23 protein-coding genes are annotated in these 21801 nt (G+C 66.2%); 13 read left to right on the top strand and 10 right to left on the bottom strand.

Translation table 11 applies throughout. The features are described 5' to 3' along the window. Positions 1–2 precede the first annotated feature (2 nt). Positions 3–1016: an esterase-like activity of phytase family protein gene (locus KV697_RS14890; protein ID WP_219018860.1), complete on the bottom strand. Its 1014-nt coding sequence runs from the start codon at positions 1014–1016 to the stop codon at positions 3–5. A 178-nt stretch (positions 1017–1194) separates the two neighbouring features. Between KV697_RS14890 and KV697_RS14885 the strand changes: the two genes are divergently transcribed. After that, a complete protein-coding gene (locus KV697_RS14885) occupies positions 1195–1533 on the top strand; it encodes a glycine zipper 2TM domain-containing protein (RefSeq protein ID WP_219018859.1) in 339 nt (112 codons plus the stop codon). 263 nt (positions 1534–1796) lie between these two features. On the opposite strand, the gene phbB is transcribed toward KV697_RS14885, so the two are convergent. The 3 genes from phbB to KV697_RS14870 all read right to left on the bottom strand — a co-directional run bounded on the left by phbB (position 1797) and on the right by KV697_RS14870 (position 5830). After that, entirely contained in the window at positions 1797–2519 is a 723-nt protein-coding gene (gene phbB, locus KV697_RS14880; RefSeq protein WP_056432167.1) for an acetoacetyl-CoA reductase, read from the bottom strand. Positions 2520–2603: 84 nt separating this feature from the next. Next, complete coding sequence (hemH, locus tag KV697_RS14875; protein ID WP_219018858.1) at positions 2604–3617, bottom strand: ferrochelatase; 1014 nt, start codon at positions 3615–3617, stop codon at positions 2604–2606. Continuing rightward, entirely contained in the window at positions 3617–5830 is a 2214-nt protein-coding gene (locus tag KV697_RS14870; RefSeq protein WP_219018857.1) for a xanthine dehydrogenase family protein molybdopterin-binding subunit, read from the bottom strand. The genes hemH and KV697_RS14870 overlap by 1 nt, the downstream gene beginning before the upstream one ends. A gap of 484 nt (positions 5831–6314) precedes the next feature. On the opposite strand from KV697_RS14870, the gene lgt reads away from it, so the two are divergent. The 5 genes from lgt to KV697_RS14845 all read left to right on the top strand — a co-directional run bounded on the left by lgt (position 6315) and on the right by KV697_RS14845 (position 11126). Continuing rightward, on the top strand, positions 6315–7196 hold the full coding sequence (lgt, locus tag KV697_RS14865; RefSeq protein WP_374011368.1) for a prolipoprotein diacylglyceryl transferase: 882 nt from the start codon (positions 6315–6317) through the stop codon (positions 7194–7196). 40 nt (positions 7197–7236) lie between these two features. Further along, positions 7237–8319, top strand: a complete 1083-nt coding sequence (locus tag KV697_RS14860; protein ID WP_219018856.1) for a class I SAM-dependent methyltransferase — start codon at positions 7237–7239, stop codon at positions 8317–8319. Next, positions 8316–8825: a GNAT family N-acetyltransferase gene (locus KV697_RS14855; RefSeq protein ID WP_219018855.1), complete on the top strand. Its 510-nt coding sequence runs from the start codon at positions 8316–8318 to the stop codon at positions 8823–8825. Before KV697_RS14860 ends, KV697_RS14855 begins: the two co-directional genes overlap by 4 nt. Further along, positions 8822–9589, top strand: a complete 768-nt coding sequence (gene pgeF / locus KV697_RS14850; RefSeq protein ID WP_219018854.1) for a peptidoglycan editing factor PgeF — start codon at positions 8822–8824, stop codon at positions 9587–9589. Before KV697_RS14855 ends, pgeF begins: the two co-directional genes overlap by 4 nt. Before the next feature lie 208 nt (positions 9590–9797). Then, a complete protein-coding gene (locus KV697_RS14845) occupies positions 9798–11126 on the top strand; it encodes a cystathionine gamma-synthase family protein (RefSeq protein ID WP_219018853.1) in 1329 nt (442 codons plus the stop codon). Between the two features lie 4 nt (positions 11127–11130). Here the strand turns inward: KV697_RS14845 and KV697_RS14840 are convergent, their stop codons facing one another. The 5 genes from KV697_RS14840 to KV697_RS20285 form a co-directional block, all read right to left on the bottom strand. Further along, positions 11131–11703, bottom strand: coding sequence for a TetR/AcrR family transcriptional regulator (locus KV697_RS14840; RefSeq protein ID WP_257575360.1), 573 nt, complete (start codon positions 11701–11703; stop codon positions 11131–11133). A gap of 2 nt (positions 11704–11705) precedes the next feature. Next, positions 11706–12173: a nuclear transport factor 2 family protein gene (locus tag KV697_RS14835; RefSeq protein WP_219018852.1), complete on the bottom strand. Its 468-nt coding sequence runs from the start codon at positions 12171–12173 to the stop codon at positions 11706–11708. Between the two features lie 222 nt (positions 12174–12395). After that, on the bottom strand, positions 12396–12740 hold the full coding sequence (locus KV697_RS14830) for a hypothetical protein (protein WP_219018851.1): 345 nt from the start codon (positions 12738–12740) through the stop codon (positions 12396–12398). Between the two features lie 105 nt (positions 12741–12845). After that, a complete protein-coding gene (locus KV697_RS14825) occupies positions 12846–13199 on the bottom strand; it encodes a low molecular weight protein tyrosine phosphatase family protein (RefSeq protein WP_219018850.1) in 354 nt (117 codons plus the stop codon). A 691-nt stretch (positions 13200–13890) separates the two neighbouring features. Beyond that, positions 13891–14751: a cold-shock protein gene (locus KV697_RS20285; RefSeq protein WP_219018849.1), complete on the bottom strand. Its 861-nt coding sequence runs from the start codon at positions 14749–14751 to the stop codon at positions 13891–13893. A gap of 324 nt (positions 14752–15075) precedes the next feature. Here KV697_RS20285 and KV697_RS14815 point away from each other — a divergent pair, with 324 nt between their 5' ends. The 7 genes from KV697_RS14815 to KV697_RS14785 all read left to right on the top strand — a co-directional run bounded on the left by KV697_RS14815 (position 15076) and on the right by KV697_RS14785 (position 21184). Beyond that, positions 15076–15696: a ribonuclease D gene (locus KV697_RS14815; protein WP_219018848.1), complete on the top strand. Its 621-nt coding sequence runs from the start codon at positions 15076–15078 to the stop codon at positions 15694–15696. A 38-nt stretch (positions 15697–15734) separates the two neighbouring features. After that, positions 15735–16361, top strand: a complete 627-nt coding sequence (lptC, locus tag KV697_RS14810) for an LPS export ABC transporter periplasmic protein LptC (RefSeq protein WP_219018847.1) — start codon at positions 15735–15737, stop codon at positions 16359–16361. Positions 16362–16379: 18 nt separating this feature from the next. After that, positions 16380–16922 carry an LptA/OstA family protein gene (locus KV697_RS14805; protein ID WP_219018846.1) on the top strand — a complete coding sequence of 181 codons (543 nt, stop codon included), beginning with the start codon at positions 16380–16382 and terminating at the stop codon, positions 16920–16922. Between the two features lie 61 nt (positions 16923–16983). After that, positions 16984–17772, top strand: coding sequence for an LPS export ABC transporter ATP-binding protein (gene lptB / locus KV697_RS14800; protein ID WP_257575359.1), 789 nt, complete (start codon positions 16984–16986; stop codon positions 17770–17772). Between the two features lie 228 nt (positions 17773–18000). After that, a complete protein-coding gene (gene rpoN / locus KV697_RS14795; RefSeq protein WP_219018845.1) occupies positions 18001–19485 on the top strand; it encodes an RNA polymerase factor sigma-54 in 1485 nt (494 codons plus the stop codon). Positions 19486–19556: 71 nt separating this feature from the next. After that, the gene (locus KV697_RS14790; RefSeq protein ID WP_219018844.1) at positions 19557–19931 is read left to right on the top strand and encodes a hypothetical protein; all 375 of its coding nucleotides are present in this window, start codon (positions 19557–19559) and stop codon (positions 19929–19931) included. A gap of 758 nt (positions 19932–20689) precedes the next feature. Beyond that, a complete protein-coding gene (locus KV697_RS14785) occupies positions 20690–21184 on the top strand; it encodes a MucR family transcriptional regulator (RefSeq protein ID WP_219018843.1) in 495 nt (164 codons plus the stop codon). 123 nt (positions 21185–21307) lie between these two features. On the opposite strand, the gene KV697_RS14780 is transcribed toward KV697_RS14785, so the two are convergent. After that, on the bottom strand, positions 21308–21766 hold the full coding sequence (locus KV697_RS14780) for an RES family NAD+ phosphorylase (protein WP_219018842.1): 459 nt from the start codon (positions 21764–21766) through the stop codon (positions 21308–21310). Positions 21767–21801: the final 35 nt, after the last annotated feature.

Genomic DNA, 21801 nt, shown 5'->3' with positions numbered 1-21801 from the left:
CCTCAGCGGACCGCCGCGCGATTCAGCCGGAACTTGAGCAGATAGCTCTTCTGCAAAAACAGCTGGTTATCATCCGACACCAGCCACAGGACCGTCGCCCCGGCCTCCTGCGTCACCGCCACCCCTTCGAAATTGTCGTGGATCAGCGGCGAATCGAGTTCGGCGATCAACCGCCCCCGCGCCACCCTGCCGGGCGTGATCTGGTCGGCCGGAACCAGCATGATCCGATTCGAGAAGCGGAAGGGCAGCCGGAAGCGCCGCTCGACGATAACCAGCGATCCGTCGGGCAGCGCCGCCGCATCGGCGACATCATGGTCCGGCGACACGCGATAGGCGAAGCGGCGGGCATGACCTTTCAGCGGATCGCCGGGAAAGATCAGCGCCTGGCGGCTGTTGCGGCGTGACGCCTCACCGCCGCGCCAAAATTTGCGCCGGACCTTCGCCTCTTCGGAAATGGTCACGAATCGGCCATCGGGCATCCGGGCCAGCGATTCGGCCCCGCCATTCTTTGGCCAGTTCTTCATCTCGCGCGGGGCGACATAGCCCTCGGCTCGCGCGAGGTCCGGTGCGTAGCGCCAAATCTGGTTGAACCGCTCGAACCCGACCCAGAGTTGTCCCGTCTTCGGGTCGACCGCCAGCGATTCGCTGTCGCGGTCCTGCTTCATCCATCCCGTCGCGGGGCCTGCGGGAAGGTTGGAGAAATGCAGGTCGTGCGGCGTCCAGTCCGCCCCCATGCGAAAGCGCACGACATTGCCGCCGTCGCTGAGCAGCAGGAAACGGTCCCCCGACACCGCCAGCGAGGAATAGCCGCCAAAGGCGGGTAACCGGCTCGTCAGCACGATACCGCCCAGATAGGTCAGCGCGCCCAGTTTCCGCCGCGCCGGATCATGCGGATCGAGGTCGACCCGACGCGAGTCCATCTGCGCCGCCGCCCCCTCGAACAGCGGCAGCCGCTGCTCGCCCGACCATCCCGGCACCAGGGCCAATATCAACAGGCAGGACAGCAAAATGCGCATGGCGCCTCATACGCGCTGCGACGCAGCACGACAGCCCCTCGACCGACCTCACCGTCCCGCATTTGTATGAACGGTGGATAACGGCGGCATTCAGGAAGCGCTCAATGCGAATCGCCCAGAAGCGGTGCAACGACGACGGAAGGGACCGTCGATCGACACGAGTTTCGGGAGTGAGACCATGATGAAGATCCTGACCCTGGCGGCGACCGCAATGGCGATGATCGGTGGCGCCGTGCTGCCAGCGACCGCCGCCGATGCGCACCGCTATCGCCGGGCGCCTCATTCGGATCGCTATTATCGCGGCTATAACGACGGTGCGCGCGCCGAGTATCAGGCGAGCAAGTGCCGCCGCTCGGGTACGACCGGCACGATCGTCGGCGCGGTGGCGGGCGGCCTGCTGGGCCGGACCATCGACACCCAGGGCGATCGCACGCTGGGCACGCTGATCGGCGGCGGCGCAGGCGCGCTGGCGGGCCGTGCGATCGAGCGGTCGGGCCGTCCGGGTTATTGCCGCTAAACGGTTAGGGCGGGCGGAGCCTGTATCTGCTCCACCCGCCCCAGTTTTCTCGCGTAGCGTATCGAGGCGGAACGCCGATCTCCCCACCGGAGGTCGGCGTTTTTGCTGCTACCTACCCCTGCCCTAAGAGACGAATGTAGCGAAACCTCCGTTCAGCCTGAGCGAAGTCGAAGGCCAAGGGATAAAACCTCGCCAAGTGGCGAACGCCTAGCGTGCGCTTCGACTTCGCTCAGCGCGAACGGCTTGTGGGGATGGTATCAGACTCAATACATATGCTGGCCGCCATTGATCGACAGGGTCGAACCGGTGACGAAGCCCGCCTCGTCCGAGCAGAGGAAGGCAACGCCGCGCGCAATCTCATGCGCCTGGCCGAGACGGCCGACCGGGATTTTGGCGACGATCTTTTCCAGCACGTCGGCGGGGACGGCAGCGACCATGTCGGTGTCGATATAGCCCGGTGCGATCGCGTTGACGGTCACGCCGACGCGCGCGCCTTCCTGTGCCAGCGCCTTGGTGAAGCCATGGATGCCCGACTTGGCGGCCGCATAGTTGACCTGGCCATACTGACCCGCCTGGCCGTTGATCGAACCGATATTGACGATGCGGCCCCATTTGCGCTCCCGCATGCCGGGGAACACCGCCTTGGCCATGTTGAAGCAACCGCCAAGGTTGGTATCCATGACCTCTTTCCACATCTGGTAGGTCATTTTCAAAAGCGTGCCGTCACGGGTGATGCCCGCATTGTTGACGACGATATCGACCGGACCCAGTTCCTCGGCGACCTGGGCGACGCCCGCCTGTACGGCGTCGTAATCGGCGACGTCCCACTTATACGCCTTGATCCCGGTCCGCTCCGAAAACTCGCGCGCGCGCTCGTCATTGCCCGCATAGTTGGCGGCGACGGTGACACCCGCCTCCTTCAAGGCCAGGCTGATCGCCTCGCCGATACCGCGCGTACCACCCGTCACAATCGCGACCCGTGCCATTCAACCTCTCCCATTTGAGATTGTGGCTTAAAAGGGGCACGCGCCGTCCGCAATGGCGAAGACGGCGCGAAACGTAACATTACGCTACGGCAACCAGCCCTGAAGCTCGCGTTCGATCAATCCGCGCAGCATCGCGATCCCGGCATCACTGTCGTTAAGGCACGGGAGATAGGCGAAATGGGTGCCGCCTGCCCCCTCGAAACTTTCGCGACCGCGAATCGCCAGTTCTTCCAGCGTCTCGATACAGTCGGCCGAAAAGCCCGGTGCCAGGATCGCGACCTTGCGGATGCCGCGTCCCGGCAGCGATTCGAGCACCGTATCGGTCGCAGGCTCCAGCCATTTGGCACGGCCGAATCGCGACTGGAACGCGACCAGCAGCTCGCGGCCGTTCAGCGTGTCCTTCATCGCCTCGGCCAGCAGCCGCGCAGTCTTGCGACAATGGCAGTGATAGGGATCGCCCAGCTCCAGCGTCCGTTGCGGCATCCCGTGAAAGCTGGCGACCACCGCCTCCGGCTCGAAATCCAGCGAGGCGAACTGCGCCTCCAGCTGGGTCTTCAGCGCGTCGATATAGAGGGCATCGTCATAATAGGGCGGCAGGGTGCGGATCGCGGGCTGCCAGCGCATCGTCGCGAGATGCGCGAACGCCCGGTCATTGGCGGTGGCGGTCGTCGCCGCGCAATATTGCGGATAGAGCGGCGCCAGCAGGATACGCTCGCACCCCGCCGCCTTCATCGCCTTCACCTGGTCGGTGATGGCGGGGCGGCCATAGCGCATCGCCCAGTCGACCATCACGCCCGGCCCGAACGCGTCCTTCAACGCCACCGCCTGCGCCCGCGTGATTGCGGCCAAGGGCGAGCCGTCGTCGCGCCACACCAGCGAATAGGCATGGGCGGACTTTTTCGGCCGGGTATTCAGGATGATGCCGCGCAGGATCGGCTGCCACAGCAGCGCCGGGATTTCGATCACCCGGCGGTCGGACAGGAACTCGCGCAAGTACCGCTTTACCGACTTCGGGTCCGGCCCATCGGGCGTGCCCAAGTTCATCAACAGCACGCCGATCTTCGGGCGCGGCACGGGGGGATGGTCGGGCGGCAGCATCAGGCGGACAACTCCATCGGCAGGCTTCGTATCCGTGGGAAGCCGGGCAGGGTGGCGAGCGCGTTGGCGATGGCGGGCGCGACCGGCGGCACGGCCAGCTCACCCACCCCGCCGGGCGCTTCGTCGGAGGCGATAAGCTCGACCGTGATATCGGGCGTGTCGGCGAGGCGCGGCAGGTTCAGCGCGCCGAGCCGCGACGGCGTGGCCCAGCCCCGCTCGAACCCGACCGCGCCGCCGCGCAAGGCGGCCAGACCGAAGATCAGCCCGCCCTCGATCTGCTGGCGTACGATGTCGGGGTTGACCACCCGGCCACAGTCGATGGCGGCGACCAGCCGGTCGACCACCGGGCGGCCATTCTCGTCCCGGTGCGTCTCGGCCATCACCGCGACATAGCTGCCACGAAAGCCATGCGCGGCAACGCCCTGCCCACTACCCGTCGCGCCGCCTTCCCAGCCGCCCAACGAGGCGGCGGTCGACAGGCAGCGCGCCAGCCTAGGTTCCTCGCCCAGCATCGCGATTCGCCACGCCAGCGGATCGGCCCCCGCCGCCCGCGCGCATTCGTCAATGAAGGATTCGGTGACGAAGCAGTTGGCGACATGCGCGCCCCCGCGCACATGGCCGGTTTCGATCAGCAGCACCGCGTCATGATGATGCACCGCCATCGCCGGAATCGCATAGGGCGGCACCGCCCCGCCCATCGCATAGGCATCACCCCGCCCCTGTCCGCGCATCCCCCAGCGGACCAGTCCGGCGGGCATCACCCGCCCGGCCAGCGCCGCGCCGGTCGAGGGCGTCGCGATCCGGCCACGCCAGCCGACCAGCTTGCCCTGCTCCAGCCGCGCGGTCATCCGGGCGATGGCGGGCGCGCGCCAGGCGTCGCGGCGCAAATCCTCGGTGCGCGACCATTGGACGTTGACCGGCCGTTTCAGCTTCGCCGCGATCGTCGCCGCCTGCGCCACCGCATCCTGCTCTAGCCCCTGGCCGAAGCCGCCGCCGATCGGCATGGCATGGACGATCACCCGATCCTCGGGGATCGCCGCCGCCCGCGCCGCGACCTTGCACGTGGCTTCGGGGGCCTGGGTCGGCACCCATAGTTCCAGCCCGCCATCCTGCCACGCCGCCACCGCCGCGCGCGGCTCGATCGCGGCATGGACGCCGGTGCCGATGCGGTAGCGGGCCTCGATCAGCCCCGGCCCCTCGAGCCCCACCGCGACATCGCCGCGCGTCAGGACGCTATGGCCTTCTTCCTTGAGCGCAGCCTCCAGTCCTTGCGCGATGGCCTGCGAGGTCGGCACCGCCCCGTCGCTGACCGCACGCGGCGCCGCCGCATCGAGACCCTTTTGCGCGATCCACCAGCTGCTGGCGGCGACCGCGACCCAATCCTCGCCTTCGATCACCTCGACGACGCCCGGCACCTTCATCGCCGCCGCGCGGTCGACGCGGATGGCGCGGGTGTGGCCCAGTGGCCCATGGCGAAGCGCGACATGGACCATGTCGGGCAGGCGGATGTCGGCGGTGAAATTGGCCGAGCCATCGAGTTTGGCGGGCGAATCGAGCCGGGGCACGTCCTTGCCCGCCAGCTTGCCCGCGCCGCCGCTGCCCAGCGGCAGTGGATGCGGCACGGTCTCGCCCGCCGCCGCCTCGGCCAGTTCGGCGAAGCGCAGCCGCTTGTCGCCATGGACGATGAAGCCGTCTTTGGCCTCGCACGCGCTCCAGTCGACGCCCCAGCGCCGGGCGGCCGCCTGCGCCATCAGCGCGCGCGCGGTTGCGGCGGCGGCACGGGCGGGCCCTTCGAACATGCGCAAGCTACTGGACCCGGCGGTCAGCATCACCCGGTCGCGCCGCAGCCATTCGTCGCGCACGCCCTCGGGCAGGCGACCGAACGCGCCCTCGAACAGCGAATCGACCCCGACCGGATTGGCGTAGAGCGGGCTGAGCGGCGCAGGCTCGACCGCGACGGTGCGCCAGTCCGCGCCCAGCTCGTCGGCGACGACCTGGGCCAGCGCGGTGCTGATCCCCTGACCATGCTCAGCCTGGGGCACCGCCACGGTGACGATGCCGTCGCGCCCGATCTTCAGCCATGCGCCGAACGCCTGCTCGCCCGGTTCGGTCGTCAGGCTCGGCGGATAGGCGCGCGGCCACAAGCCCCAGGCGACGACCAAACCGGCGCCGAGCCCTCCGCCGACCAAGATATTGCGCCTGCTCAACTCCATCGCGGTGGAGCCTTAGCGGACAAGGGCGGGCAGGCAAGCAGGGGGTTTGACTGTCTCAAAGCGAGGGGGTCGATTGTTCACGCGAAGCCGCGATGGCGCGAAGTTTTCTGGCGCGCAGAGGCGCAGAGGACGCAGAGGGGGACGGTGCCACGGGTCCCTGCCGTCTCGATCGGCAGACCGTGTCGCTCATGGAGTATGGATTGGCCTTGCGGCCGGACCAGACACCTCTGCGTCCTCCGCACCTCTGCGCGAACCATTCTTCTTCGTGTCTTCGCGGCTTCGCGTGATTCGAACTTGGGCACCGTCCAGCGTGGCCTTCGACTTCGCTCAGGCTGAACGGGTTCTTGTATCCAGAACCATATACTACCTCCGTTCAGCCTGAGCGAAGTCGAAGGCCACGCCCCCGCACCAGACGGCACCGAACCCATGGTCTTGGTGTTGTCCCACGACCGCTCTATGAAGCGGGCCAGAAAGGGAAACGCATTTGATCCTCTCCATGCTTGCCGCCGCCGGTGGCCATATCCGGTTCGAGGATCTGGGGTTGCACCCGGATGTGTTCTCGATCGGCTTCTTCACGCTGCGCTGGTACAGCCTGGCCTATATCACCGGCATCCTGTTCGGCTGGTGGTATCTGGGCAAGATGCTCGACCGGCCGGGTGCGCCGATGTCGCGGGCGCATGCGGACGATCTGGTTTTCTATGCCACGCTGGGCATCATCCTGGGCGGGCGGATCGGCTATGTGATCTTCTACGCGCCCGAGATGTTTCTGCACCCGCTGCGGATCATCCGGTTGTGGGACGGCGGCATGAGCTTCCATGGCGGCGCGATCGGTGTCGGCATCGGCGTCATCCTCTTCGCGCGCAAGCACAAGCTCAGCTGGCTGCGTATCCTGGACTATCTGGTCTGCACCGCGCCGGTCGGGCTGTTCTTGGGCCGCCTCGCCAATTTCGTGAACGGCGAGCTGTGGGGCAAGCCGTCGGACGTGCCCTGGGCGATCATCTTCCCGCGCACCGTACCCTTCGGCCTGCCCGACCCCGCGCGCCATCCCAGTCAGCTGTACGAGGCCGGGCTGGAAGGCCTGGTCCTGTTCGCGGTGATGAGCTTCGCCTTCTGGCGGACCAAGGCGCGTTACGACCCGGGCAAGCTGTCGGGGCTGTTCCTGCTCGGCTATGGCATTGCGCGCTTCATCGTCGAGTTCTTCCGCGAGCCCGACCAGCAGCTGCGCGCCTTTGCGGAGGTGACTGGGCTGCACATGGGCCAGTGGCTGTGCGTACCGATGATCCTGGGCGGGCTATACCTGATGAACTCGGCCAAGGCGCGTCGCGTCCGGGTCGAGCCGATCGCGGGCCCCGATAGCGTTTCCTGATCCCCTTGCGACGAAGGGATGGGATCGGCAGAGCGGAGGCATGACCAACCCGCTGATCCCCCCCGCCGATCACAAGCCCGCGCCGGAGGACGCGCTGCCCGAACGGCTCGCCCGCGCTATCGCGCTGGCCGGGCCGATCCCGGTGGCGCAGTTCATGGCCGCCGCCAATGCGCATTATTACGGCACGCGCGATCCGCTGGGCGCGAGCGGCGACTTCACCACCAGCCCCGAGATCAGCCAGATGTTCGGCGAGTTGGTCGGCCTGTGGTGCGCCGATTTGTGGGACCGGGCGGGGCGGCCGGAGGCGTATTGGGTCGAGCTGGGTCCGGGGCGCGGAACCCTAGCCGCCGACGCCCGGCGCGCCATGGCCAAGGCGGGCTTCCACCCCAGCATCCATTTCGTCGAGACCAGCGCCACGCTGCGCACCGCTCAGGCGGAGCGAGTGGCGGATGCGACCTGGCACGATACGGTCGAGACGTTGCCGACCGACCGACCGCTGATCGTCGTCGCCAACGAGTTTTTCGACGCCCTCCCCATCCGCCAGCTCGTCCGGCGCGGCGATGGCTGGCATGAGCGGCTGGTCGCGGCGCAGGACCTGCTCTTCCTGCCGATCGCAGGTCCCCCGGTGCCGAACGAGATCATCCCCGAACCGCTGCGTGAAGCCGAGGCCGGATCGGTCATCGAAGTCTCGCCCGCCAGCGTCGCGGTGATGCGCAGCCTGTCCGCGCGGATCGCCGGGCAAGGCGGTGCGGCGCTGATCGTCGATTACGGCTATGAAGGCCCCGCCATCGCCGACACGTTGCAGGCGGTACGCGGCCATGCCTATGCCAACCCCTTTGACCGGCCCGGTGAGCAGGATCTGAGCGCGCATGTCGACTTCACGACATTGGCCGCCGCTGCGCAAGGAAGCGGTTTAGCCGCCTTCGGCCCGGTGTCGCAGCGCGACCTGCTGGGCAGCCTGGGCATCGACCAGCGCACCGCCAGCCTCGCCCGCGCGCATCCCGACCGCGCCGACGCGCTGCTCGCCGATCGCAACCGGCTGATGCAGGACATGGGCACGCTGTTCCGCGCGCTGGCGGTGACGCGGCCCGATTGGCCGGTGCCGGCGGGATACAGCGAATGATCGTCTATCGTAACGCGGTACCGGGCGACGGTAAAAAGCTGGCCGCGATGGCGCGCGCCGCCTTTACCGACACTTTCGGCCATCTCTATCCGCCCGCCGACCTGAACGCCTTTCTGGACGAAGCCTTCGGCCCCGAAGGCCTGCCCAGCCAGATCGGTCATGCCGACTTCACCATCCGGCTGGCGGTCGAGGATGATGCGATCATCGGCTTCGCCAAGATCGGTCCCGTGGGCTTTCCCGGCAAATGGCCGGCCGATGCGGTCGAGCTGTACCAGCTCTATGTCGCCTCCAGCCATCTCGGCGCAGGCGTCGGCCCCGCGCTGATGGACTGGACCATCGCCACCGCCCGCGCGCGTGGGGCGAGCGAACTGATCCTGTCGGTTTATGTCGACAATCACCGGGCCAAGGCCTTTTACGCGCGCTACGGCTTTGTCGATATCGGCCGCTACGACTTCCCCGTCGGCGGGACGATCGATGAGGACCGGATAATGAGGCTGTTGCTATGACCATCGAAACCCTTCGCACACCCCTGTTGGAGCCAATAGCACATGGCTTTCTCGGGCGGCGCGGCGGCGTGTCGGCGGGCATCCATGGCGGCCTGAATGTCGGGCTGGGTTCGGAGGACGATGCCGATTCGGTCGCCGAGAATCGCCGCCGCGCGCGCGACGCGGTGCTGCCCGGTTCGCGCCTTATCACCTGCTACCAGATTCACTCGGCCGAGGCGGTGACGGTGCTGTCTCCGCCCGAGGACGATGTCCGCCCGCATGGCGATGCGCTGGTGACCGACCGGCCGGGCCTGCTGCTCGGCATCCTGACCGCCGATTGCGCGCCGGTGCTGTTCGCCGATCCGCAAGCGGGCGTCGTCGGTGCCGCCCATGCCGGGTGGAAGGGCGCACTGGGCGGGATCACCGACGCGACCCTGCTCGCGATGGAGGCGCTAGGCGCCCGGCGTGACCGGATCGCCGCCGCCATCGGCCCGTGCATCGCCCGCGCCAGCTATGAGGTCGACGCCGCCTTTCTGCGCCGCTTCGCCGAGGCCGAACCCGAGAATGAACGCTTCTTCGCCGATGGCACCCGCGCGGATCATTACCAGTTCGACCTGGAAGCCTATGTCGCCCACCGCTTGGCCGCCGCAGGTGTCGCGCGCGTCGCGGCGCTGGGCGAGGACACATACACCCAGGAGGACCGCTTCTTCAGCTTCCGCCGTGCGACGCACCGCAACGAACCCTCTTATGGTCGCCAGATTTCGCTGATCGGCCTACCGATCTAAAATTTCCTCCCCTGGAAGGGGAGGTGGCAGGCCGAAGGCCTGACGGAGGGGTGTCGCGCTATCGAGAGGGGGACACCCCTCCGACCCGCTTAGCGCGCCACCTCCCCTTCCAGGGGAGGAAGATTGGGCATCTCGCCAAAGCCATTCGCCGCGTTATCCTGAGGACATGGCCGCCGACAGAGCGGCATCCCTTCCCAAGGAGACCGACATGCCGACCGAATCCGATCTGACCGGCGTCCCGCCGCAAGACCCGAACACGGCCGCCAAGAGTGATGTGACCAGCATCGGCGACCGCAAGCTGAAGCCGTCCACGCTGATGATGGGCCATGGCTTCGACCCGGTGCTGTCCGAAGGCTCGCTAAAGCCGCCGATCTTCCTGACTTCCACCTTCGTCTTTCCCAACGCGGCGGCGGGCAAGCGGCATTTCGAGGGCGTCACCGGCAAACGTCCCGGCGGCGCGGACGGTCTGGTCTATTCGCGCTTCAACGGGCCGAATCAGGAAATCCTGGAGGATCGCCTGGCGATCTGGGACGAGGCGGAGGATGCGTTGACCTTCTCCAGCGGCATGGCGGCGATCGCCACCCTGTTCCTGTCGATGGTCCAGCCGGGCGACGTCATCGTCCATTCCGGCCCCCTCTATGCCGCGACCGAGACGCTGATCGGGCGCATCCTGGGCCGGTTCGGGGTGCAGTGGCTCGACTTCCCCGCAGGGGCGACGCGCGAGGAGATCGACGCGGTACTGACCAAGGCGGCGGGCATGGGCCGCGTGCCGCTGATCTATCTCGAAAGCCCCGCCAACCCGACCAATGCGCTGGTCGATATCGAGGCGGTGGCGGCCTCGCGCGATGCGGTCTTTGCCGAGCACGCCGAGAAGCCGCCGATCGCAATCGACAACACGTTCCTTGGTCCGCTGTGGCAGCGTCCGCTCAAGCACGGTGCCGATCTGGTCGTCTATTCGCTGACCAAATATGCGGGCGGCCATTCGGATCTGGTCGCAGGCGGTGTGCTGGGGTCGAAGGCGCACATCGCGACCATCCGCTCGATGCGCAACACCATCGGCACCATCTGCGACCCCAATACCGCCTGGATGCTGCTGCGTTCGCTAGAGACGCTGGAACTGCGCATGAGCCGCGCGGGCGAGAACGCGGCCAAGGTCTGCGCTTACTTGCGCGATCATCCCAAGGTCGAGCGGGTCGGCTATCTCGGCTTTCTGGAAAGCACGCCGGGGATGGAGCGGCAGGCATACATTTACCGCCGCCACTGCACCGGCGGCGGATCGACCTTCTCGCTGTACCTAAAGGGCGGCGAAGCGGAATCCTTCCGCTTCCTCGACGCGCTTCGCATCGCCAAGCTGGCGGTCAGCCTGGGCGGGACGGAGACGCTGGCCAGCCACCCCGCCGCCATGACACACCTCTCGGTGCCCGACGAACGCAAGGCGGCCTTGGGCATCACCGACAATCTGGTGCGCATCTCGATCGGGGTCGAGGATGCCGATGACCTGATCGCCGATTGCGAACAGGCGCTCGCGGCGATCTGATCGTTCAGGCGGCGGCGAGCGCGGTGTAGAGCCGCGCCGTCAGCCGCCCCAGCGTCGCGCGGAACAGCGAAGTATCGTTCAGCGCGCGAGACAGCACCACCGCGCCCTGAATACCGCTGACCACATCCTGTGCCAGCGTGGCGGCATGATCTTCCGCCACGCCGCCGCGCACCAAGAGCGTCTGGAGCGCGGCGATCCAGCGCCGGAAATAACCCGCGATCGACTCGGCAAAGGGATCACGCGTTGCGCCCAGTCCCCAAGCCCCGATCAGGCAGGCCCGCTGCCCCGAGCGGAAATAGCGGTCGACCTCGACCATCATCGCATCGATCCCGGCGCGCGGATCGTCGGCCTGCTCCAGTGGCGTGAAGATCGCGGCATCGAACCAGCCAGCGACATCGGTGAGCACGGCGGCGGCCATCTCCTGCTTTCCGCCGGGAAAGAAGTGGTAAAGGCTCCCCCGCCCCAGCCCGGTCGCGGTACCGATCAGCGACAGGCTGGCACCCGCATAGCCATATTCGCGAAACACCTCGGCCAACCCCGGCAGTGCGTCGGCGCGCTCGGCGATCATCCGCGCCATGGTTAGAGGCCCAATTCGCTCAAGCCGGGATGATCCGCCGGGCGGGTGCCGAGCGGCCAGTGGAACAACCGTGCCTCCTCGCTGATCGCCAGATCGTTGATCGACGCGATCCGCCGCCGCATCCGGCCGTCCTCGGCAAAGTCCCAATTCTCATTGCCATAGGATCGGAACCACTGCCCCTGCGCGTCATGCCATTCATAGGCGAAGCGCACCGCGATCCGGCTGTCCTGATGCGCCCAGAGTTCCTTGATCAGCCGATAATCCTGCTCGCGTTCCCATTTGTTCCGGAGGAAGGCGACGATCGCGTCGTGCCCCGCCAGGAACCGGTCGCGGTTTCGCCAGGGGCAGTCGGGCGTATAGGCCAGCGCGACGCACTCGGGATCGCGGCTGTTCCACGCATCCTCTGCGGCACGGACCTTTTGTACGGCGGTTTCGGTGGTGAACGGCGGCAGGGGCGGGCGCGGGGTCATCGATTCTTGACCTTATCGGTTATCCTGTACCGATCAGTACAAGAAAGCGTTCTTCAGCACAACAGGGCCTCGAGGCTATTGCGCAGTAGGCCTATGCAGTTCCACGGAATCGGTAAGTGCGCGTTCGACGAACGTCCGAAAATCCTTCGCAACGAAACCCTCCGCTCCTCCGCCGATGAGCGCGATCCGCCCGTAATCGGGGCCATCGGCGCAACAGATCGCTCAGGCGCAGCACCACATCAGATAGTCTGCAAATACCAGATAGCGGTCCTCCTGCGCGGTGATAGCGGGAAGGCCCTGTCCCGGCGAACCGTCAGGGCATTCGTCGGCCAGCGACCGGATCGAATCGAGCGACCACCACTGCGTTCCATAGTCGTCCATGAACGTTTCGCGCGGTGCGGCATGGGCGAGATAGGCCCGGAATTCGACAGGGATATGGATGGCATAGCGCCTCTCGAGCGCGTCGATCGCAGGCACGTCATGGGCAGGAGCGTAACGGGGCCGCTCAACCTCACGCCAATGGTCCGCCAGTGCCGCATAAAGCGATGGCGAATCGCCTGCGAGCACGTCAGCGCCTAGCGGGAAAGTTGGTGGCGGACGGGTGAGCCGAATGCGGGGCAGGAACCTCTTCCACCATCCCTTCATGCTATTGCTTCCCGCCTATCCGCCCGCTCATGCTATGACCTGAGGCAGATGCCGCGCCAGTCGGGCGTTCAGCAAGGCGATCAATTCAGGGTCCATGAAGGCATAGTGGTCCGGAATGTCCAGACAGATCAGCCTCTTGCTGTTCAACGCCTTGCGAAACCGCTTCTGGACCTTGGTGCGATGCGTCTTCTCCATGACCACGATGACGTCCGCCCATGTCACCAGTTCTGCGGTAAGTGGATTTTCGGCATCGTTGTTCGTGCCCGCAGACGAGACTTCCAGATCGCGGCGCGACGCAAAAAGCTGCTCGGCCGTGGGGCTGCGCAGACGGTTCTGGCTGCATATGAACAGGACGTTGGTGATGGAGGATGGACGCGGCATCGGACACCCTCTTATCCCGTCCACGGCTGGGCGGCAAAGTGCGGATGGCGCCGGTGGATTGCGACCATCAGGCCATCGATTGCTCCTATCGACCTAGGAGGCCGGCCGAATCGCGTCCCAACGATAAATTGAAGACCGATCGACATTCAGACCGGGTCGCCCTCATGCCCGTCACTGGGAACCATCCTTAGGATGGTGAAAGATGTCACCGGTGGCGTCCGTTGACCACTTCCACCAGCGACGCCTCCCTCCGTCAGGCCTTTGGCCTGTCATCTCCCCCATACAGAGGAGGAATAAAATCAATGTCGATCGCGCCTGGACCATGGTGACATTGCGTGGAATCGACGCAAGCCCCTCCCTTTCAGGATAGGGGTTGGGGTGGGGCCTCGCCACAGGCGGCCCGCTTGCGGAGGTACCCCACCCCCCGCCCCTGAAGGGGAGGGGTGAGGCTATCTCATGTCATCACGCTTAGACGCCTTCCCGATCCTGCAATCGAGTCCGCCGCCGACAGCGGGCCACGACCACCCTCGACTGGCGGGGGGCATGGACATAATCGTCGGCGATCGCGGCGCATAACCGCCGCAGAGCGCAGCAAACCGAAACAGCGCCAAAAACGAAAAGGCCCGGCGTCGCATCGCTGCAACGCCGGGCCTCAACGCCCGAAAAGGGAGGCTTATTCAGCCGAGGGGGATCAGCCCTCGTTCTGCAGGTTGACCGCTGCGTACTTGCCGCGACGATCGACCTCGATCTCGAACTGCAGGCGATCGCCTTCGTTCAGCGAGCCCATGCCGGCGCGCTCGACGGCCGAGATGTGCACGAACGCGTCGGGCTGTCCGTCGTCACGCTGAATGAAGCCGAAGCCCTTCATCGCGTTGAAGAACTTGACCGTGCCGGTCGCCTTCTCGCCGGTCAGCTGACGCTGTGGAGCGCCGCCGAAACCGCCGGCCGCACCGCCACGGGGACCGCGATCACGGTCGCCGCCGAAGCCGCCTTCGCGCGGCTCGCGGGGGGCACGATCCTGGACCGGCATCGGCTCGCCTTCGATCTTGAGCTCGGTGGCCGAGATGCGGCCGCCGCGATCGACGAGGGTGAAGCCCAGGGGCTGGCCTTCGGCTAGGCCGGTCAGGCCCGCCTGCTCGACGGCCGAGATGTGAACGAACACGTCTTCGCCGCCGTCATCGCGCACGACGAAGCCGAAGCCCTTCTGCGCGTTGAAGAACTTGACCACGCCGGTGCCTTCGCCAACGACCTGGGGGGGCATGCCGCCACCGCCGCCACGACCGCCGCCGAAGCCGCCACCGCCGCCGCCACGGAAACCGCCGCCGCCGCCGCCGAAGCCGCCGCGATCACCGCCGCCGAAGCCGCCACGATCGCCACCGCCGCCGAAGCGGTCGCCGCCACCGAAACCGCCGCCGAAGCCGCCGCCACCGAAGCGATCACCGCCACCGAAGCCGCCGCCGCCAAAGCCGCCTTCATCGCCGCCGCCGAAATTGTCCCGCTTGTCGCGGCCACGCGAGCCGCGATTGCCCCGGCTACCTCTATCGAAACTCATAAGCCCTGTTCGTCTTCCCGGTTCGCCCGCAAATCCTGTCCTCAAGAACCGTGCGCCGGACGAAGAGCGCGGATCTTTTGGCGCCAAACCTTTTGCGCCTAGTGGCGATGCATAACGCAGAAGGACAGCCATCGCGAACGAAATCGTGCGAGTCAGTCTCGCTTTGGCGCGAACGGGGCAGATTACGTCGGAATTGTGGCCGAAACTCCACAACGTCTTCGATGAAATCAGGCGAATCGACAGGCCGACGCGCCCGAGTCTTTTATCCCCTGCCGCGCCCGATCGCGGTTGAGGCTTGGCGCCGCCCCCGCTAGGGCAGGAATCATGACCGTTCACCTGCACGAAGAAGACATTCCCGCCGATCTGTTCGCCCCCGGCGCCTCGATCGCCGTCGATACCGAGACGATGGGCCTCATCACGCCGCGCGACCGGCTGTGCGTCGTCCAGCTGTCGGACGGCGGTCCCGACGAGCATCTGGTGCGCTTCAGCCCCGACAGCGACTATGCCGCGCCGAACCTTCGCGCGCTGCTTGCCGATCCGGCGCGGTTGAAGCTCTATCATTTCGGGCGGTTCGATATCGCCGCGATCCGACATTATCTGGGCGTGGTCGCCGCCCCCGTCTATTGCACCAAGATCGCCTCGCGGCTGATCCGCACCTATACCGACCGCCACGGCCTGAAGGAGCTGGTCCGCGAACTGCTCGGCGTCGAGCTGTCCAAGGCGCAGCAATCGTCGGACTGGGGCGCGCCCGAGCTGTCCGATGCGCAGCGCGAATATGCCGCCTCGGACGTGCGCTATCTGCACCGCATGAAGGTCGAGCTCGACAAAAGGCTGGAGCGTGAGGGCCGGATGGAACTGGCGCAGGCCTGTTTCGATTTCCTTCCCGCCCGCGCCGAGCTGGACCTGGCGGGCTGGCCCGAGATCGATATCTTCGCCCACGCCTGAACCATTGACGCCTGATCCGGGCACGATAGGGAGCCGTCATGTCCGAGATCGCCGACCGCGTCCGTACCCAGCGCCAGCATTGGGCCGCACCCGGCAGCCGCCACGACCGGTTCGTGACGGTGGCGCGCTGGCTGCTGCCCAGCGCGATCGGCGTGCTGACCGCGTTCCTGGTGATGGCCCCCATCTATGCCTCGAACGAGGTGTCCTTCGTGCTCGACAAGAAGAAGGTCGAGGTCGCCAAGGAACGGATGAAAATCCAGGCGGCGCAATATCGCGGCGTCGATGACAAGGGGCAGCCCTTCTCGCTGGACGCGGGCTCGGCGATCCAGCGCAGCTCGGCCGAGCCGGTGGTGCAGCTCAACAAACTGTCCGCCGCGATCCGCCTGTCGGACGGCCCCGCCACGGTCAGCGCGAATTCGGGCCGTTACGACATGAGCACCGAACAGGTGAAGCTGGACGGGCCGCTCGATTTCAAATCGGCGGGCGGATACGATCTGCGCACGCATGACGCGACCATCGACCTGCAACAGCGCACGCTGGTTTCGGGCGGCGCGGTGACCGGCCAGGTGCCGCAGGGCAATTTCAGCGCGAACAAGATGCGGGCGGACCTGGAAAATCGTTCCGTCCGGCTGGAAGGCAACGCCCGCTTGCGCATCGTCCCGTAAAGACCGAAATAGCCGCTTATGCACAAGCTCTTCGCCGCTGCGGCTCCGGCCCTTCTCGTCCTGGCAGTGTCCGCGGCCGCGCAGGTCAAGCACGACAGCCGCGCGCCCGTCGATTTCGGCGCCGACGTCATCGAATTGCAGGACAAGCAGAACCGCGGCGTCCTGTCGGGCAATGTCTCGCTGCGCCAGGCGGAGATGACATTGACCGCAGCGCGGGTCGTCATCGTCTATACCGGCCAGGTGATTGGCGGAAAGCCGCAAGTCTCGCGCTTCGAGGCTTCGGGCAATGTCGTCGTCAAGCGGCCGGACCAGACCGCCCGCAGCAATTATGCGATCTACGACCTCAACCGCCGGGTCATCACCATGCTGGGCAATGTCACCCTGACCCAGGGCGGCAACACGGTGAATGGCGGGCGGCTGACGCTGAACCTCGACACCGGCCGCGCGGTGATCGACGGGTCGTCGGTGTCGGGCGGCGCGTCGTCGGGCAATGGCGGGACCGTCAGCCGCGCGCCGTCGGGCCGGGTCACGGGCACCTTCTCGGTCCCCGATCGCAACTGAGGCGTGACGCGGGGGCGTGCCCCGCGCTAACGTTCGATCAGCTAAGGAAAGAAACGGGCCGATGGACATGGAATCCCCGATTCGCGAGGCAAGTCATCGCAACGCCCCCGTGTCGGAGCCGCCGGTCGCCAACGGCCTGCAGGTCGTGTCGATCGCCAAGAGCTATGACAAGCGCGTCGTCCTGACCGACGTGTCGGTATCGGTGGGGCGCGGCGAGGTGATCGGCCTGCTCGGCCCCAATGGCGCGGGCAAGACGACCTGCTTCTACTCGGTCATGGGTCTGGTGAAGCCCGATTCGGGCCGCATCATGCTGGACGGTGAGGACATCACCGGCCTGCCCATGTATCGCCGCGCCATCCTGGGCCTGGGCTATCTGCCGCAGGAAACCTCGATCTTTCGCGGGCTATCGATCGAGAAGAATATCTTGACCGTGCTCGAACTGGCCGAGCCCGACCCGGCCGAGCGCGCGCGCAAGCTCGACAAGCTGCTGGAGGAATTCGGCCTGACCCGCCTGCGCGCGGCGCCCGCCATGGCGCTGTCGGGCGGCGAGCGGCGCCGCGCCGAAATCGCCCGAGCGCTGGCCGCCGACCCGTCGATCATGCTGCTCGACGAACCGTTCGCGGGCATCGATCCGATCTCGATCGCCGACATCCGCGATCTGGTGAAGGACCTGAAACGGCGCGACATCGGCGTGCTCATCACCGACCATAATGTCCGCGAAACGCTGGACATCGTCGACCGCGCCTACATCATCTATGACGGCCGCGTGCTGTTCAGCGGTTCGCCGGAGGAGCTGGTCGCCGACGCCAATGTCCGCCGCCTGTATCTGGGCGAGGGCTTTTCGCTCTGATCGCATGAGAGGCACCCGTCGATCCGCTCCTGATAGCATGACCGGCGTGATGGACGGCACGGAGCGGATGGACATGGCCCCCATTCCTCCCCTGCAAGGGGAGGGGGACCATGCGAAGCATGGTGGAGGGGTGTCGCCGATCGTAAGTTTGCCCGCCGCCTTAGACCGGGACACCCCTCCGTCAGGCCTTCGGCCTGCCACCTCCCCTTACAGGGGAGGAATGGCGGTATGAGCCTCGCCCCGCGTCTCGACATCCGCCAGTCGCAATCGCTGGTGATGACGCCGCAGCTTCAGCAGGCCATCAAGCTGCTGACGCTGTCGAATCTGGAGGTCGAGGCGTTCATCGCCGAGGAGGTGGAGAAGAACCCCCTGCTCGACGCCAGCGCGGTTCGCGAGGTCGCGACCCCCGAACGCCCCGAGCGTGAGGCCCCGGCGGGCGCGGACGAGCTGGTCGCCGGGACCGCGCCCAGCGAAGACCGTGGCCTCGACCTGGACTACGCCACGGAAAGCCATCAGCAGGACAGCGTCGCCGATGGCGGCACCGGGCCGGACGGCGGCCTGTCGTTGAACGGCGCAAGCGGGAGCGGCGGGCTGGGTGGCGAGGACGGGCCGGACTGGGATTCGCTGGCCGATGACGCCCCCAATCTGGCCGAGCATCTGGAGGCGCAGATTGCGCTGATCCTGTCGGGCACCGACCTGACCATCGCCGCGCATATCATCGACCAGCTGGACGAGGCGGGCTATCTGACCGTTCCGCTGGACGAAATCGCCGGGCGGCTGGGCGCCCCCCTCACTCGCGTCGAATCGGTGCTGAAGGTGGTGCAGAGCCTGGACCCCACCGGCGTCGGCGCGCGCGATCTGGCCGAGTGCCTCGCGCTGCAGGCCAAGGAGGTCGATCGCTACGACCCGTGCATGGCCAAGCTGATCGCCAATCTCGATCTGTTGGCACGCGGCGAACTGGCGCGTCTGAAGCGCATCTGCGGCGTCGATGACGAGGACATGGCGGACATGATCCGCGAGTTGCGCGGCTACGATCCCAAGCCCGGCTGTCGTTATGGCGGCGAGCCGTCCCAGGCGGTGGTGCCCGACCTGTTCATCACCCGGACCAAGGCGGGCTGGGGCATCGAGCTGAACACCGCCACCCTGCCCCGCGTGCTGGTCAACCGCCGCTATTATCAGGAACTGCGCCACGGCCCGCAGGACAAGGGGTCCAAGGCGTGGCTGGCCGATTGCCTGGCCAGCGCGAACTGGCTGATGAAGGCGCTCGACCAGCGGCAGCGGACGATTATCCGCGTCGCGACCGAGATCGTGAAGCAGCAGGAAGCCTTCTTCCTCCACGGCGTCGCCCATCTGAAGCCGCTGACGCTTGCTCGCGTCGCCGAGGCGATCGGGATGCACGAATCGACCGTCAGCCGCGTGACCAGCAACAAATATCTCAGCTGCGCGCGCGGCCTGTTCGAGCTGAAATTCTTTTTCACCAGCGGCATCGCGGCGGCGGACGGCGGCGACGCGGTATCGGCGGAGGCGGTGAAGAGCGCGATCAAGGCATTGATCGCCAACGAAGGCGCCAAGATCCTGTCCGACGACACGCTGGTCGAACTGCTTCAGGCCAAGGGCTTCGACATCGCCCGGCGCACCGTCGCCAAGTATCGCGAGTCGCTGGGCATCGGCAGCTCGGTCCAACGCCGCCGCGCCCGCGCGCTGGCCGGGTGATGTCGCCCGCCGCTTGAACGCCGCGCAGGGTGTATTACATTACATATACACGAGATGGCGAGGGCAGGCCGATGGGCAAGAAGAAGCACAAGAAAAAGCAGAAAAAGGCCAAGCTGGACGAACAGCCCGGCACGGCCTCCGCTCCGTCCTCCCTACATCGGATCGGCCAGGCGCTGCTCGATCAGGCGCGGAGTCCGGCGGGCCGCCAGTTGCTGGCGACCGGGCTGATCGTCGCGGCCTCGGCACTGGCGCGCGAGACCACGAAGCGGCCGAGCGATGGCGCCGCCCCCGCCCCCGAACCGACCCAGCCCGAAGCGCCCCAGCCGGAGCAGGACGGCGGAACCACCAAGTCGGGCATGTCCGAGGTCGTCGCCTTTGCAGGCATGGCGCTCTCAGCGCTGGATCAGTTCATCCACCGTCCCCCGCCGTCCGACCACAAAGGCTGAACCGGCTTTTCGGAGCGGGACGAGTTCGTGCGGACTCTCCCGCCCCGCCCTTGATGGTCATCGGGTTCAGCCCTTGGCCTTCGACTTCGCTCAGGCTGGACGGGCGAAGGGCAATTGGGTTGGATACCGGTCACCGTTCAGCCTGAGTGAAGTCGAAGGCCAAGGGTCGTCTTTCCAGCCGCGAGCCCTGGAAAGTAAAACGGGGGGAGCGACCCGGTCGCTCAACCCCCGGCACCGACGCGCGATGCCGGTTTTCCCGGCGGCTTCCACTCCTGCTTATAACTATCGTTGAAGCGCGGCGATGGGATAGCCTAGGCCGATATGCGGCGGAAGCAAGACAAAAAAAGGGCCGGTCGTGAGACCAGCCCGTGAAAGTTTTTAGGAGAGGATGCCTGAAAGGCCCGCTCTCTATGCCGCCGACCCGCGATTAACACAAATGCAACCTCATCAATTTCAGTTGCATCTTTTGCATCCAGCTTACGAGATGGCTACCTGGAGTAACATATCGAGCCGGCAGAGAGCCGCACGCGTGATAGGTATTTGGCTGCGAAATCACCGGATAAACCTTGGTTCTCGGACCCTTCCGGCTCCGCCAAATCCGATCTTCCGACGATTTTCCTCGGCATTCCGACCGATAAACTAACATCGCTCAAATATAAAAAAGGTCATAAACCATTAAAATTTGGTCCGATGCTGCATCGGAAGGTTGACGCCGCGCGATTGACGGTTAGGTCACACGGAAACAACAGGAGCGTATCATGGCCGACGACCCTATCGATGTGAATGCCGTAGAACTGGCGACCGAACTCACCATTGCGTGGCTGGGCAATCCCAATACCCGCACCTCGTCGGAAGAGGTTCCAGCCTTCCTGCACAAGATGCACGAGACAGTGTCTTCGCTTCTGGGCAGCGCGCCGCAGGCGACCGATGTCGAGGCGCCGACCGAATATGTTCCGGCCGTGTCGGTTCGCAAGTCGCTGGCGTCGAAGGATCACATCGTCTCGATGATCGACGGCAAGCCTTACAAGACGCTGCGCCGTCACCTGGCCACCCATGGCCTGACCCCGGAAGAATATCGCGAGCGTTACGGCCTGAAGCCGGATTATCCGATGGTCGCCGAAAGCTATTCGGAAAGCCGTCGCGCCATGGCCAAGAAGATCGGCCTGGGCCGCAAGCCCGGCCCGCGCAACGCCGCCGGTGCCACCCCCGCCGCGCGCAAGACGCGTAAGGGCGAGGCCGCCGACGCCGAATAAGCGCGGTTTATGAAAGGGCCCGCCCGACTGTCATCATCCGACTCCCAGGGGATGATCGCCGGGCGGGCCCCTTTCTATGAGGCCGCAGCCCGCCGCCGCCTCACACCCAAACCCGCCCGGCAGTTATGGGACATAGGCCGTGGCTTCTCCAAAGCTATGGAGGCATTCCGGCCCGAACACGACGACATGCGAGAGATCGGGTCGCGAACGCGACGAATATAGCATCGCCTGCGCGCCCGCTTGTCGGGCCATGTCTGAAATCGCCCAAGTCGGCGATATCCCTTTCACCGCCGTCACATCCTGCCAAACGACCGAGGCGGAAACCAATCCCCTGGCGTCCGCGACGCACTGCGCCGTCAAGCGCATCGGAATGAGCACCCGAGCGACCCCGTCGCCCAGATAGCGCCGGATCGCGACACCTGCGCCTTCGGCCGTCAACGAGGCATAGGCCGCGATTTGCCCATCATGATGAAATCGCCCCTCGGGCGCACGCGCCGGGGCCGCCGGATCGGCAAGGCCCGCCTGCGGCAATAGCCGCCAGACGGGACCATCGAAATTCATCATCGGCAGCATCGTCGCCATCCCCGACATGATCGGACCGGAACGACGTTCGCCAT

This window comes from Sphingomonas sanguinis (assembly GCF_019297835.1).
GTDB lineage: Bacteria > Pseudomonadota > Alphaproteobacteria > Sphingomonadales > Sphingomonadaceae > Sphingomonas > Sphingomonas sanguinis_D.
This window is presented reverse-complemented; position numbering and strand designations above follow the sequence as displayed.